Raw genomic sequence first — 14,364 nt, 5'->3', positions numbered from 1 at the left:
GTAGTTGACAGTTCGTAAAACAAGACGTCCAATTAAACGCCCTTTTTAAGAAGCAATGTCTAACATAAATCAACGTTTATTTTACCTCTTGCCAGGCTAAGTACCGGTAAACCGTCGCTCGACTTATGTGAAATAACAGGCCAATCTCAGTAATCGTGTTCAGTTTATTGGCATACATCGTCTTGACCGCTCGTGCTTTTACTTGCGCTTCCGGAGTCAGCCCCTTAGGACGGCCTCCTACCCGGGCACGTGCTGCGGCCAAGCCCGCTTTAGTATGCTCGCGGATCAAATCTTGCCGGTCCGCCGACGGGCGGCCGGTGCCGTGCGATTGATACACGTGCGTAGCCAAATAACATAAAAATAGCCGAAACGGTCTCGAAAATGTGTACTGATAAAGATCATTTTCGAGAAGATTCGCCTAATAGTCAGTTGTCAGTTGATTGCATCCGTATGCTGCGAAATAGGGAGAAGAGGTATTAATAATTAGTTTTTCAACAACTAGAGCGTTTTTTCGAGACATTTTTTCTTAATTAACTGTCAACGACTTTCTGTCGCATATGGAAAGAAACGCATGAGAATAGTCTCTTGACCCTTCCCTTTTTTTAATTAACTACATTAAGCCAGACGTAGTCTCGATCAGCACCTTCATTGAAGCGTCCTCAACTGGCAGCAAATTAGCTGTAGTTCGGCTCTGCTATCGGCTGACCTTGTCGAGGCTGGGGGAAGTACCCAATCTAACCCTTTCGGTAGTGCTCGGCTAGCATGGAAACGACTAAGCAGTCGTTTAAATACCCGGGTCACTATCTGGCCCGGAATTTAAACGACTGCTTACTACGATACCTATGGTTAGGCGACTACCGTTTCAAGCTGTTTGACCAGTTGAATTTCACTGTTAATCTTTACTTCTTCACCCAGTGCTACCCCGCCAGTTTCCAGTACGCCATTGAAGGTAATGCCCCAATCGCTGCGGTTGATTTTTCCGCTGATGGTATAGCCCGCCCGAACGCCCCCCCAGGGGTCTTTCGTTACGCCACTGTACTCGACCGATAATTTAACCGGTTTGCTAACGCCTTTCATGGTTAACTCCCCATAGACGGTGAAGGTATCATCGGATAGCTTCTCAACTTTTGTCGATTGGAAGCTTAACTGGGGATAGATTTCGGCTTCAAAAAAATCGGAGTTACGCAGATGATGGTCGCGTTGCTCATTGTTGGTATGGATGGAAGCAATCTCGGCGGTCGCCCGTATTTGAGCGGTACTAAAGTCGTCATCCTGGGTTTCAACGGCTACCTGAAACTGTTGGAAAGAACCCGAGACATTGCTGATCATTAAATGTCTGATCTTAAAGCCTAATTCGCTGTGCGTGGGGTCAAGGACCCATTTTGTCGTTGACATATGATTTTAAATTATTGTTCTGTTTTTACTTAGTACGTCTGGAGACCCTGCCGTAAGCAACGCCATTTTTAAAAGAGAAACCGGGATTGGCCTCACCAGAGAATCCGTTGCGAAGCCTCCACGGTTGCGATGTGGTCTAATTTACCCTGCCGGTATTCCCGATAGAGTCGTTGAATGTCCTCCTGTGTATCGCCGATGAAGGGACCGTGCGACACGATGGCATCCCCTTGCGGCTCTCCGGCGTAAAGAATGACCCGGGCTCCGGTTTCCCCGCTTGTCAGCTTGAGTTCGCTCAGGGTCTCCTCGGCCTGTCTATCCAGCCAACCGACTTGATCCTGATGGATTTCTTTGGCTTCGTCGCCCACCTGCAAACTCCCCTCAAGGACATAGAGAAACGTGGTAAAGGAGGCAGGGAGGTGTTGCACGGTGGTCGTGCCGGGCTGCAAGTGGATATCGGCAATAATAAGGGGTGTATAATTCCGGATCGGTGAAGTCAGGCCTGCCAGCGAACCGCTGTAGACCTTTATAGTTGTGCCGTCGTGGGTTATAATAGGCACCTTCTCCAAAGGCAGATCCTGTACCCGTGGCGTAGCCCAGCGGTCTTTTTTGGGTAGATTCAGCCATAACTGCAACAGGCGCATCGACGCTTTTCCTTCGATGGTTTCGGTATGGACGATACCACTCCCTGCCGTCATGAGTTGTAGATCACCCCCCTTCATCCGGTGGGCTTCGTCACCTACATCGCCTTCCAATAGCAGGGATACGGTTTCAAAACCGGCATGGGGGTGCGGACCGCCCACGGGCTGCTCATCCTGCTTGTTGAGTCGATCATCCATCAACATAATGAACGGATCACTTTGGATGAAGTCGACCTGAATAACCGGTCTGGCCAAATGACCAGGCCCTAAAAACCCCTGTTGAGTAGGCGGAGTATATGTTTGGACGATTTTTCGATGACTATTCATGCTCCTGTCTTTTTAAAACGGCGGAAAATTTCGCTCGTCATTGATGATGCAAATTTACACAGTAAGCTATACTTTTGTAAGTACTATACTCATGTATAGCCCTATACTTGAGTATAGTAAACAGAACAGGGCTGTTATCCAGCTCACTATGACATCTATCTGAAATGGAAACGACAGAACTTAAGCACGCAGAGTGTATCAGTATATTGCGGCCTATCCGGGATGCGTTGGACGTGTTGAATGGCAAATGGAAGCTGCCAATTATTGTGGCCCTAACCTTTGGAGAGAAGCGGTTTGGCGAAATTTCCAAAGAAGTCCACGGGATCACGGACCGAATGCTCTCTAAGGAGTTACGCGATATGGAGGTAAACGGGTTGGTCAAACGAACGGTGTACGATACCTATCCCGTCAAAGTCACGTACATGTTAACCCCGCATAGTGAAACCCTTGGCGAGGTCATTGAATCACTGCGTAGCTGGGGTGAATTACACCGGAAAAAAATCCTCTCGGGGGAAGTGTGAACGAGAGCGATTAACTTAAATAGCTTCTAAGGCTTCGTATTCTTAAGAATAAGTGTGCGCAAATGGTCATCATGCTGATCGCCCCACTGCCCGATGGCGTCAATAACGGGGATGAGTGATTTCCCGAAATCGGTGAGATAATACTCCACTTTGGGCGGGACAACCGGGTAAATCACTTTCCCCACCAATTCGTGGCTTTCCAGTTCCTTCAACTGTACGTTCAGCACGCGCCGGGACGCCCCCGGAATTTTCCGCTGTAGCTCGCTGGGGCGCTGAAAGCCTTCGTGGATAAACCACAAAAGCCGCATCTTCCATTTTCCGTAAAGAACTTCGCCAACCAGGTCGAGCCCGCAGTTCAGCTCGGGCAGTGTCTTTCGTTCGTACATACGACAAAGATAACCATATGCGCGGGGCAGCTCAATAGGGATAAATTTATCCCTACCTGATTCGTAAGTCCGTACTTGTCAGCGCCTGTCGTACTACCGAATTTTGTCCTGAACAAATCAAGACCGTTATGGAGGCTAACATTGAAAACGAACTGGCGGGCAAAATTGCCCTGGTTACCGGCGGTAGCAAAGGAACGGGTAAGGCCATCGCCGATCGGCTGTTGACAGCGGGTGCCACGGTGATCATTACCGCCCGCAACAAGCCGGAAGATGAAACGAATGGCATCCATTTCATCGCTGCCGATTTAAGCAAACCCGACGGCACCCGGAAAGTGATCGAGGAAATACTCGCTACATTTGGCTATCTGGACATCCTGGTCAATAATATGGGTGGCTCAGAAACACCGGCTGGTGGATTTGCCGCACTGTCCGACGAGGATTGGGAATCATCCTTCCAGACCAATCTGCTGGCGCCCGTGCGATTGGACCGCGGGTTATTGCCGGGCATGATCAGGCGGGGGGAAGGGGTTATTATCCATATCGCGTCTATCCAGGCGAAGTTGCCTTTATACGACTCCACACTGCCCTATGCCGCGGCAAAAGCGGCCCTGGTCAATTACAGCAAAAGCCTTTCCAACGAAGTGGCTCCGAAAGGGGTGCGCGTGCTCACCGTATCGCCGGGCTGGATTATGACCACCGCATCGAGCCGGATGATGGAGCGTATCGCCGAAAGCTCAGAGGGAACTGCCGAACAGGCTGCCAGGGGGGTGATGGATGCCCTGGGCGGCATTCCCTTCGGCCGACCCGCCTGGCCACAGGAAGTAGCTGAGCTGGTCGGATTCCTGGTTTCGCCCCGGGCGGCCTATCTGACCGGCACCGAATTTGTCATTGACGGCGGCACCATACCCACGGTATAGGCCAGGATTTGTCAAACGGGTATTGACACACAGCCATCTTAATCAACTATAAACTTTACAGCTATGAAACTCCCTGACAACATACAAGGCCTCATTAAGGCACAGAACGAGCTGGACAGCACCGCCTTTGCTGCGTTTTTTACCGCAGAAGCCACTGTTTCCGACGAAGGATCGTCCTATTCGGGCCGAGACGAAATTAAGCAATGGATACAGCAGGCGACCGAAAAGTACCATATGCAGCTAAAACCTATCGATTTCAATCAAACCGGCTCCATAGCCGAGTTGACCGTCGACGTAAGCGGCACGTTCCCCGGTAGCCCGGCGGTTATGCACTACCACCTTGAACTGGATGGTTCCCTTATCCGCTCCTTACGGATTTCAGGGTAAACGCTTCCGGTAGAAATTTGCCCAACTTGCTCCGGGAAGATGTATGCTTATGACGTAGCCTCCCGCAACATCCTACAAGCTTAACGAATGACGACACGATGAATGGAAAATCGGTTTTTCTATTGGCAACTTCGGCTTTGATAACGCTGGTATGCTCAGGGCTCACCCTCGCGCAAACCGTAGACACCACGTACGAAAATGACCCCGCTCAGCGGATAAGGATTGCTCCTGAAAGCGTTTTCAGGATGTTTCGTGAGGCTGGCATGAAGTCCGCTAACCACGAGTTGACGCCCGCATTTAGGAACTATTGAGTCTATACGTTGCCCGGAAAACGGAAACTCGTTTGGAACAAGCTCGCGCATCTACTTGCCCCCCTACATTGACATTTCTTATCGACGAGCACTGAATGCCGGTTGTTTAGCTATAGATAAATTTAGCTTTTTGAACTCAGTCGATGGTTGCTTACCCGCCCCCCTCGTCATACATCCGAATGCCGTTACTTGAGTGAATATGAGCAACGAGTAAACGCGAGTTCTCAAAGAAAGCCCCCGTGGGCCCAATGACCTTACTAGAGCGACAGGCTGACGGTAAAAACGCTGCCCCGCCCCACTCTGCTCTCCAGTTCCAGCTCTCCCCCCTGCAGGCGCATGTACTCCCGACAGATTGACAAGCCAAGACCCGTTCCCGGAATGTGACCCGCATTACTGGCCCGGAAGAATTTACCGAATAGAAAGGGCCGGTCCGCTTCGGGGATGCCGATTCCCTCGTCGCTGACCGACAGCGTAACCACCGACGGCTCATACCGCAGGGTCAGGACCGGATTGGTCGACGAGAACTTGAAGGCATTCGAGAGCAAATTGGTCAGCACATGACCCAGCAGCTTTTTATCCACAAAAACGCCCACCGCAGAGCCTACCACCCGCACCGTTACCTGCCGACGATCAGCCCGATCCGCAAAGCTCAGGCTGATCAACGACTCACTCAGGACCACCAGGTCAGTCGCTTCCAGATGAACCACCAGTTGACCTTCCTCGATTTTACTCAGCGTCAAGGTATCGTCGATCAGCTCACTGAGGGATAACGACTGCTGATAAATCGTATCGGCATGCTTACGAATCAGGGTGGTGGCCGGAGGGGCAGCCTCCAGGCTCGCGTAGTGTTTCACCAGCTCCGCACTCGAACTGATCACCATTAGGGGCGTGCGGAATTCGTGGGAGGCCGTCGAGATAAACTGCGACTTCAGCCGATTCAAGGTTTTCTCGTTGGCCAGCGATTGAGTCAGCAGCTGCTCCTTTTCGATCAGGGTGGTGATATCGGTCGCCACTCCGATGCGCCGGAGGGGGATGCCCTGCTCATTTTCGAGCAAAAAGAGCCGGGTCTCCATCCAGTACAGGCGGCCCGCCCGGTGGCGGATCCGGAAGCGAATGCTGCCGTGGGGGGCCGGACCCATTAAGGCCTGCCCTACCAGGGGGCGATCCTCCTCGACGACACAATCCAGGAAAGAAAGGGGGTCCTCGTAGACGCTTTGCAAGCTCAACCCGCTGAAGGTCTCGTAGGCCGGGTTCAGGTACAAAAACCGGGGCTCGTGCAGATGGCGAATCCAGTAGATCTCCTGCACATTGTCGGCCAGGTCCCGAAAGCGCAGTTCACTCTCCAGCTCGGCCTGCTGGGCCCGCTTGCGCTCGGTAATGTCAGAGCAGGTGATAAAGAGCTCCTCCCCCAGCCCATCGATGCTGATTTGGGCCGCACTCCAGACCCAGCTGCCGTTCTGGTGGTGGATCCGTAAATCCAGGGTAAGCCCGGTGCCCCCCTCGATCACCGCCCCCAGGGCCGACGCCCAGTGCCCCCGGTCCTCGGCATGGACCAAGGCCGCGAAAGCCTGGCCGGCCATTTCGTCGGAGCTGTACCCGTAGAGCCTGGCCCAGCTGGGGGCCACGTAGCGCAGCCGTCCGTCCGGGGCCAGGCTCACCAGGGCCTCCCGGGTGGTGCTCATCACCCGGCTCAGATCGTTTCGGAGCTGGACTTTTTCGGTCACGTCGTAGCCAATACAGAGCAGTTCGGTGGCCTGACTCAGGGCCGAGGTCTGGGCGATAAATTCCCATTGGGTATGGCGGAGTCCCCCCTGGGGGAGGGGTTTGCGGAGCCGCACCTGGCAGACCTGGCCGGGCTGGTAGAGGCACCGGGTAACCGCTTCGATACAGGCCCCGTGATCATCGGCGTAGATGGAATCCAGAGCCAGGGTGCCCAGCAGCTCCCGCGGCTGGCCTTCGAATACCTGGCTGAAGTACTCATTCATGAAAGTGTACTGACCCGCCAGATTCGTTTTCATTATGTATACCGACTGGTTCGCCAGAATCCCCTGGAATATACTGTGTTGCTCAGGGGTCAGCAGTCTTGGAGCGACCGCGTAGGTAACCAAAGTCTGCGCGCCGACGAGTCGAGTGGGTGCCCCCTGCCGGTTGCGCACGATCCAGGGGCGGTAGGTGACCAGCACCACGCGCTGATCCCGGTGGAGGTAGCGCAGGGACACCTCCGGTGCCTGGTTGGCGGGATCGAATTTGTCCGGGATAGGCTGGGTTGCCGCTCGGCGATCGTCGGGATGAATCAGTTCGCGCCAGTCGGGCCGCTCATCGGGTCCGTAGCCCAGCAGGGCGTAGCACTTGGCATTGAGCCAGCGGTGGTTGGGGTTTTCCAGATCCCAGTACCATGCGCCTTCCAGGGCATAGCGCTGGATGAAATCGAAGAGGGGTTCACTGGCCCGTTGAGCTTGGTAAAATTCCTGCTGTAAGTGGATCATAGGGTTTAAAAATCAGGTTTGGTGAGCATACACTAGCTGGGCCAGTCCTGGGCCCCAAGTTGACCAACCGGGGTTGCCTTAGGGTGAAGGTATCTAGTCCTGTAACAAACTGGCCCTGGCTCTGCTGGTGCGCTGCCTTGAGTTGGTTAGTAAGCGGCTCATAATCTAACTATATATAATCATCCGCAAGTCACCCCACCAGGTCTAAAGATCCGCCCTGGGCAGTATATACGAATTCTTTTCAGTCACTGTATCACATATGATCAAAAATATATAATCTAAAGAGACACGGGTTTTTTATCACTGTTCAGAGGTTTCCCACTACCAACGGGGCGGCCCGGCCAATGTACCAGATAGCGAAAGTAAACTTACTTTTTTTGCAAGTCTTTATAAGGGAGCGTTCTCATTTACGGTAAGCCATACAGCTGATTTTCAATCGACATTCAATCGACTATACATTGAAGGTCACCCCTCCTGATCAACCGTTTTGTTTATTTCCGGCCAGAGAAATCAGTCTTTGAATTTACACCGTACGACAATATCACTCAATAGACTACTAGTTTTCCAATGGTCACGTTGTCTTTTTCCGGCACTGTCGATTTTGGTTCTCAGCTACCTTATTAGGTATAGGGACGCCTTATGGCTGATAAGCCTGTCATTACTGACATCACGTCTGGCGGGTTCGCTTTTTAATAGCAGCCCTACTAAAAAGTACCCACTTAGCTTCGAACTGTCAAGACCGAGGTGCTAGTAGGGTGTATGCCAGGGATAATCGTTGAAAGTTATTAAAACAAGCTTTTCAAATAAATGCCCTTTAAGTTAAACATTTAGGAGTCTGATATGGCTCACTCAGAAGGGTATGTTGAGATTTTCAGGCAGGCGATCACTGTATGCAGAGGGGTACGTGAAGGGTAATAAAGATGTGATTACAGCGCAATTGAAAACTAATAAGTCAAGTAGTTAGTAGTACATACAGGTCAGCTCTTAGCAGGGCCAGCCTATTGACCAAATTCTTACTACTATGAAGTTATATGTCGTTGAAGCCGCCGAGACTCTGGAACTGCTCGAATCGCAAGTCGTGGATCGGTTGTCGAGTGGCTACGAGTTAGCCGGGGGGGTCTCCTTCAATCCGGTGGATGTTGTTTATATCCAGGCCCTGTACTTGCCCAAACTTGACAGGCAAGTCGATGCGCTATTGAAAGAAGAGAATGTATATAGCGAACGAGGCTTGCTGGATATATAGGTCTTCAGCTTAATTTTTTGGCTTTCAGACGATTCCTAAAAGAGCGTTTTGTGGGACGATTATCTTACCCGTACCATTAAGCCCGGTTCCCCCGCAGCGGCAGGCTGTGCCGGGACCAGTGGCTGTACCCGCCAGCGCGGCTTAAGTAGTCCCACACAACCTAACGCTCAATTGGTTTCACGACACCCTAGAAAAAGTGGGAGCAAGCCCATATGGGTTTCGACATAACCCCGGAAGCAACCGCCTTGTCAGAGGCATAAACGCCAGGCAATCAGTTGATCCCTCGGCTCAGCCACCTTGAAGACCAATTTCGACCAACTTTTTGAGGTGGGCTAACTGATCGGCACTCTCCGAATCAACTACTTGAGGCAACTGGCCAGACAGATGCTTTAGTAACGCTGTCCGGGATGGAGCCGTAGCAATCGCTTGTTTGCTGGGGACGGGCGCTGCCTGCAGGAACTGGTCCATCAATCCGGTGGCCTGGCTCAGGTTACTCCTTAAGACCGCCTGGTAGGCCGCTAGTTGATGGGGACTTAAACTAAGCTTGTCATCGAGAAAGTACTGAGCAAAACGAATGGCGCTGATGCAGTTGCGCAGGTCATGAACGAGTAAATCCAATTGGTGGGACGGCTCACGTTCCTTTCCGGATAGGGACGGCTGAGTTTTTGGAGAGTCAGGACGGCGTCTCTTCATCGATCGTAGTCGTTTTCTTGCTTTAAATGAGGACAGCAGCCGTTCTGGAAAAGGGATAAAGAACCTACTAAGGTCAGCATCCTAAAATGGCATTGGTTGGTGGGTACCGTCCCTTCCGCCCTACACTGAACCCTCACACACGAAGAGATGAACCAACTTACTATCAATTAGTTTTAGCTACCCCTCATCCATATGCAGCTGATTGAGCTATACAGCTATGAAAAATTATTGTATGATAGATTCCTCATGTCGAGTTTTACAACCGCCAGGCTATTAGGTTAATGACCTATGTAATCTGTGGGTTTAAAAATAGAAGGTCATTGTAGCGCATTTGTAGGCTAATGCCTCGCTTCCATCGAAGCCACTCCATTTTGGTTTCCTGGTCGTTGGATCGTAGGTACTTCCATGATTATCGCGCCACTGCTCCTACTTCTTGCCCAAGTCTTACTGGTCCAATTTGAGTTCTTCTTTCCCAACAACTTAAAGCGTTTGACCAATTACTTACTCAAGTGACGACGGCTTATAGTCTTTTTCTGGCTGGTAATATCCTCTTGTGTCCAGCGATAGTCCTTTAGCGAAATTGGTTGGGCAACGAGAACCGGCTTGGGCAGGCTGGGGAGGGACGTTGGTAATGCTGGGGTTATTTGCTCGCACCTTCCATTATGGTATTAATCATTTAGCCTTTCAGTTAGTAAAGGTGCTTCACTCGTATCGGTCCACGGCAAGCGGCCCATTGCAGCAAGGCATTGCGTATATAGCCTATCGTTATCTTAAATAGTTCGTGAAACAGGTTTAAGATGGTACTTCATTTCAAACCCGTCTTTAAAGATTTTACTACTAAACACCTACCTACTTTATAATAAGTAAACGATAAATTAATAATATGCTATATAATTATCACTAAAATCAAATAAGTGGCTTAAACTTGATATGATCTGTCTCAAATATGACAGACTAAACGAGTGACAATAAGCTACCTTTGAACCATCTAAAAGTTAAGTAGTCCGCCTGCTGGCTGTTCTCAGCTCGTGTTGGCTCCCTTTCCTACTTGGGTATTTAGTATCAACGTTCAGCGAAAGGCGATTTACTACCACACCTCTCTAGTTAATGACGAGTTTACACCATACAGATATTCCGTCTGGGAAGCGGAATAATTGGCTTGCTGTGTCCACAAAGTTGCACCGAAACCAGTCTGCCTTTATCGACCAGATTTATTGTCTGCTGGACAAGTACCTGGATCACTCCGTAGCCGTGGTCAATGTCGACTGGCTGGCAGTCCAACTGGGTATGCCCCGGAGAACGCTGTACCGACGGGTGAAGAGCCACATTCAGCTAACGCCTGTTGAATTGATCCGGCAGTGTCGCCTGCGGAAAGTCGTCGAGTTGCTGCGTGCAGGCCATACCATAACCGAAACGGCTTACCGGACGGGCTTCAGCTCACCCTCACATCTCACTACTGTTTTCCGGCAGTACTACCAGCAAACGCCTACTGAGTACATGGCCACCCGAACCTAACGCAACACTATTTGCCATTTAATTTATCTATTCTGGAAAGGTGGCCCAAATATGACGGAGTCTTTGTTTTTAAAGCCTGTTCTTTGGGGAAACATTTACCTAGGTGCTTCTAAGTAGTGTTTATCTATTTTTTTCCATTCCTACATGTCTTCTTATAACGCGCAGTACAAGATTCCCCGCGAAAAGGTCTTTAAGGTCCAGGAAACCAGCGAGCAGGGCGATGTTGCAGAGCCCACTCCTTTACTGATTGAGGGACAGGGCACGTACATCTTTAAAGCCAGTCAACGCTTTTCTGACTGCGTTGGAGAACCGGTACTGCCCATCCAGCCACTTCGTATCGCGTTCCGTACTTCCGACTTATCAACAAATCAGGAAACGGACCCCGATAGTAACGGGGAGCTTTTTTACCTTGACATTGACAGCGAAACCACACGGCTGAACGTGGAAGGGGCGATTGTGGAGAGCAATACTTTCGGTATAGTGCAAAGTGATTATGCATTCTACTGGATTAGTCTTGATGTCCGCAACGTTGACAAAGAAAATAATTATGTAAGTATCCGTTTTGGCCGTGGGGAGGCAAGGTTCGAGACCCAAGTATTCTGCTATCAGAAAAATATGCCCAAAACCAAGGGTTTTTGGCATATTTCACAAGTTTTAGTGAGTCATTCTGTGCAGCCGATGCGCCTGCTTCGCGATCCTGTTGTCGGTGAAGTTCCGCTTGTGGTCAAGAATACGGACACGCTTACGATGGAAGATGTGGCTGCTAACAGGGTAATGCCTAAGGCTGCGCTTTCGACGGAAGGCCAAAAGCTGTATGATATTGTGGCAGGCCAAAATTTTGTTTTAGATACCCCCGACTTTCCTGCTTTCAGTGATGCTATAAAGCACAGTATTGAAACGGAGACTGGCTGGTGCTACAAGACGTTAAAGGATAAATCAGGCGAATTCGGGTCAGATTCGAAAGCAGTTTATCTCCGCATTACTCTCGGTAACGCAGGTGGAGAATCGCCGGGTATTCCATTTGTAATGGAAATTTGGCCCCCGCAATGCCATTCGCCAATACACCAGCACGCCGGTGCCAATGCCATTATCCGGGTTTTGTCAGGAGAGATTAACGTATTACTGTTCCCCTTTCTGGCAAACGAGACTGTTACTCCTAACTCCACAGATCGTTCGGTAAACGTAGTGCCCTTTGCCAAAGCTTCGTTTGTGAAGGACGAAGTAACCTGGATCAGTCCGCTGCTGAACCAAACCCATAAGCTACAAAACAATGCAGCAATAGGCGGAAAACCGTGCATCACCATCCAGTGCTATATGTATGATGAGGCAGATAGTGGTCACTATCCGTTCTTCGATTTTGTGTATGATGATGGCACTATTGATCAGTTTATACCGAACTCTGACATGAATTTCATCCAGTTTAAAGAGACAATGAAGAAGGAGTGGGATGAATCTGGCAAGATGGTCTAAGGCGGCACACGGTACTGTGTTCATTGAACGACTTACGACTTTTTAGGAGACCACATTTTCTCCTATTGCTGCTAGCGCCATAACCGGCAGCGCACGGGTTCTGCCTACTTTGACTATGAGCCCCAATACCCCCTGGTAGGCAACGGGGTCATGACCAGTCTCGACGGCATTACCTGGACCCTAAGAACAAACTCATTAAATCAGCAGGTTTCGTGAAAACGCTCAGCATCGGCTGTCCGACGGCATCCAAGTTGATTACGCGAACGGCAAGTGGTTCGCCACCCCGGATGGAACGTTTGTAAAGGTCGAAAAAGTGAAATTATCACGCAGCCTTTTCATTTCAGTCAATCGACCGCCGGGCGGCCCCGCGTTAAAAGGAAATTTTGGCCTTAACTCATTGACTTTTATCGGTTTAATTACTTTAAAATATAGTATTGTACCGCAGCTACGGACGGTCGCAGCCGGTCAGTTATTCTGAATACCCGATGATCCGACAAAGAAGGGAATCGGCAATTTCTTCTTCACCTCTCATATATGCAACCAACACTAAAGTCTGCCCGCTTGCGGGGAGTATCCACTCCCCAACCACTCACCACCCAAACCCCGGCCCGCTCAGGGAGCGGCACCGGCTGGCTACGAACTATCCGGCGGTTGACCTGCTGGCTGGCCCTGTTGCTGATCGGCACGGGTCTGTCTAAGGCCCAGGATGGCAGTATCGACCCCACCTTTAACCCCACCGATGTGGGCTTTGGCAACGGGGATGGGACCACTAGTACTGTTCAGAGTATGGTGGTGCAGGGGAACGGCAAGATCCTGATTGGAGGGACCTTTACCACCTACAACGGCACGGGCCGCAACTATATCGCTCGCTTGAACGCCGATGGCACTCTGGACACGGGCTTCGATCCCGGCACAGGCCCCAGTAGTACTGTTACTAGTGTGGCGGTGCAGGGGGATGGCAAGATCCTGATTGGAGGGACCTTTACCACCTACAACGGCACGGGGCGCAACTATATCGCTCGCTTGAACGCCGATGGCAGTCTGGACACGGGCTTCAACCCCGGCACGGGAGCCAATAGTAATGTTTATAGTATGGCGGTGCAGGGGGATGGCAAGATCCTGATTGGAGGGACCTTTACCACCTACAACGGCACGGGGCGCAACTATATCGCTCGCTTGAACGCCGATGGCAGTCTGGACACGGGCTTCAACCCCGGCACGGGCCCCAGTAGTAATGTTGCTAGTGTGGCGGTGCAGGGGGATGGCAAGATCCTTATTGGAGGAGAATTTAGCACCTACAACGGCACGAGCCGCAACCGCATCGCCCGCCTGAACGCCGATGGCAGTCTGGACACGGGCTTCAACCCCGGCACGGGGGCCAATAGTGGTGTTCAGAGTGTAGCGGTGCAGGGGATAGCAAGATCCTGATTGGGGGGCAGTTTACCGGCTACAACGGCACGGGCCGTAACCGCATCGCCCGACTCAATACTAGTGGCGCCCTGCCCGTCAGCATGGTCTCCTTCTCCGCTACGGCCACCACCCAGCACACCGTCGATCTGGCCTGGACGACCTCCCTGGAAACCAATAACAAAGGCTTTCAACTCGACCGCAGCAAAGACCTTGTTCACTTCGAGACCGTGGGCCAAATCCCCGCCGAGGCCGCCAACAGTCAGGCCATCAAACACTACCAGTTCACCGACCAGACGCCTTTCACGGGCACCTCGTACTACCGGCTCACCCAAACGGATTTGTCGGGCAAGGCCACGGTTTATCCCGCCGTTTCAGTAGTCATTCGAGATGAAGCCTACGGAGTTTACCCCAACCCGGTGGCCAACGAAACCGGGTTTGTGCTTCGGCTGGATGAACCTCAGACAGCTATTCTGGGCTTTTTTAGCCCCCAGGGCAGGGCCATTCCCCTCCAGAAAATGGGCCTCCAGTCGGGTAACCTGCTCTTGAAAGCCAGTGGCTCTCTGGCTGCGGGCGTGTATGTACTGACGGTGGAGGAGCGGGGGCAAACCCGCCAACACCGGTTGGTGGTTCAGTAGTCTCAGTTGTTTTATCCAATCCTCTTCTAG

The 14,364-nt window shown here is 51.3% G+C and carries 14 protein-coding genes; 8 read left to right on the top strand and 6 right to left on the bottom strand.

The window, feature by feature from the left end:
• Positions 1-76: 76 nt before the first annotated feature.
• From CRO74_RS32220 to CRO74_RS15635, 3 genes are all read right to left on the bottom strand, one after another.
• A complete protein-coding gene (locus CRO74_RS32220) occupies positions 77-337 on the bottom strand; it encodes a helix-turn-helix domain-containing protein (protein WP_262508220.1) in 261 nt (86 codons plus the stop codon).
• A 509-nt stretch (positions 338-846) separates the two neighbouring features.
• Positions 847-1,395 carry a YceI family protein gene (locus CRO74_RS15640; RefSeq protein ID WP_097126953.1) on the bottom strand — a complete coding sequence of 183 codons (549 nt, stop codon included), beginning with the start codon at positions 1,393-1,395 and terminating at the stop codon, positions 847-849.
• A gap of 92 nt (positions 1,396-1,487) precedes the next feature.
• Positions 1,488-2,360 carry a pirin family protein gene (locus CRO74_RS15635; RefSeq protein ID WP_097126952.1) on the bottom strand — a complete coding sequence of 291 codons (873 nt, stop codon included), beginning with the start codon at positions 2,358-2,360 and terminating at the stop codon, positions 1,488-1,490.
• A 164-nt stretch (positions 2,361-2,524) separates the two neighbouring features.
• On the opposite strand from CRO74_RS15635, the gene CRO74_RS15630 reads away from it, so the two are divergent.
• Entirely contained in the window at positions 2,525-2,881 is a 357-nt protein-coding gene (locus CRO74_RS15630) for a winged helix-turn-helix transcriptional regulator (protein ID WP_097126951.1), read from the top strand.
• A 26-nt stretch (positions 2,882-2,907) separates the two neighbouring features.
• Here CRO74_RS15630 and CRO74_RS15625 read toward each other — a convergent pair whose 3' ends face one another.
• Positions 2,908-3,267, bottom strand: a complete 360-nt coding sequence (locus CRO74_RS15625) for a winged helix-turn-helix transcriptional regulator (protein WP_097126950.1) — start codon at positions 3,265-3,267, stop codon at positions 2,908-2,910.
• Positions 3,268-3,395: 128 nt separating this feature from the next.
• Between CRO74_RS15625 and CRO74_RS15620 the strand changes: the two genes are divergently transcribed.
• Entirely contained in the window at positions 3,396-4,184 is a 789-nt protein-coding gene (locus CRO74_RS15620) for an SDR family oxidoreductase (RefSeq protein WP_097126949.1), read from the top strand.
• A 63-nt stretch (positions 4,185-4,247) separates the two neighbouring features.
• Positions 4,248-4,571 carry a nuclear transport factor 2 family protein gene (locus tag CRO74_RS15615; protein WP_097126948.1) on the top strand — a complete coding sequence of 108 codons (324 nt, stop codon included), beginning with the start codon at positions 4,248-4,250 and terminating at the stop codon, positions 4,569-4,571.
• Between the two features lie 568 nt (positions 4,572-5,139).
• Here the strand turns inward: CRO74_RS15615 and CRO74_RS32405 are convergent.
• Positions 5,140-7,368 carry a PAS domain-containing sensor histidine kinase gene (locus CRO74_RS32405; RefSeq protein WP_097126947.1) on the bottom strand — a complete coding sequence of 743 codons (2,229 nt, stop codon included), beginning with the start codon at positions 7,366-7,368 and terminating at the stop codon, positions 5,140-5,142.
• A 1,021-nt stretch (positions 7,369-8,389) separates the two neighbouring features.
• Between CRO74_RS32405 and CRO74_RS15600 the strand changes: the two genes are divergently transcribed.
• Entirely contained in the window at positions 8,390-8,611 is a 222-nt protein-coding gene (locus tag CRO74_RS15600) for a hypothetical protein (protein WP_097126946.1), read from the top strand.
• Between the two features lie 288 nt (positions 8,612-8,899).
• On the opposite strand, the gene CRO74_RS15595 is transcribed toward CRO74_RS15600, so the two are convergent.
• On the bottom strand, positions 8,900-9,304 hold the full coding sequence (locus tag CRO74_RS15595; RefSeq protein ID WP_097126945.1) for a hypothetical protein: 405 nt from the start codon (positions 9,302-9,304) through the stop codon (positions 8,900-8,902).
• Between the two features lie 1,164 nt (positions 9,305-10,468).
• Between CRO74_RS15595 and CRO74_RS15590 the strand changes: the two genes are divergently transcribed.
• From CRO74_RS15590 to CRO74_RS32005, 4 genes are all read left to right on the top strand, one after another.
• Complete coding sequence (locus tag CRO74_RS15590; protein WP_179830213.1) at positions 10,469-10,819, top strand: helix-turn-helix transcriptional regulator; 351 nt, start codon at positions 10,469-10,471, stop codon at positions 10,817-10,819.
• Between the two features lie 144 nt (positions 10,820-10,963).
• On the top strand, positions 10,964-12,289 hold the full coding sequence (locus tag CRO74_RS15585; RefSeq protein ID WP_097126943.1) for a cupin domain-containing protein: 1,326 nt from the start codon (positions 10,964-10,966) through the stop codon (positions 12,287-12,289).
• A 534-nt stretch (positions 12,290-12,823) separates the two neighbouring features.
• The gene (locus tag CRO74_RS32015; RefSeq protein WP_144035926.1) at positions 12,824-13,717 is read left to right on the top strand and encodes a delta-60 repeat domain-containing protein; all 894 of its coding nucleotides are present in this window, start codon (positions 12,824-12,826) and stop codon (positions 13,715-13,717) included.
• 83 nt (positions 13,718-13,800) lie between these two features.
• Positions 13,801-14,334: a T9SS type A sorting domain-containing protein gene (locus CRO74_RS32005; RefSeq protein WP_097126941.1), complete on the top strand. Its 534-nt coding sequence runs from the start codon at positions 13,801-13,803 to the stop codon at positions 14,332-14,334.
• Positions 14,335-14,364 lie beyond the last annotated feature (30 nt).

Source organism: Spirosoma fluviale, assembly GCF_900230225.1.
In the GTDB taxonomy this organism is placed as follows: Bacteria; Bacteroidota; Bacteroidia; order Cytophagales; family Spirosomataceae; genus Spirosoma; species Spirosoma fluviale.
This window is presented reverse-complemented; position numbering and strand designations above follow the sequence as displayed.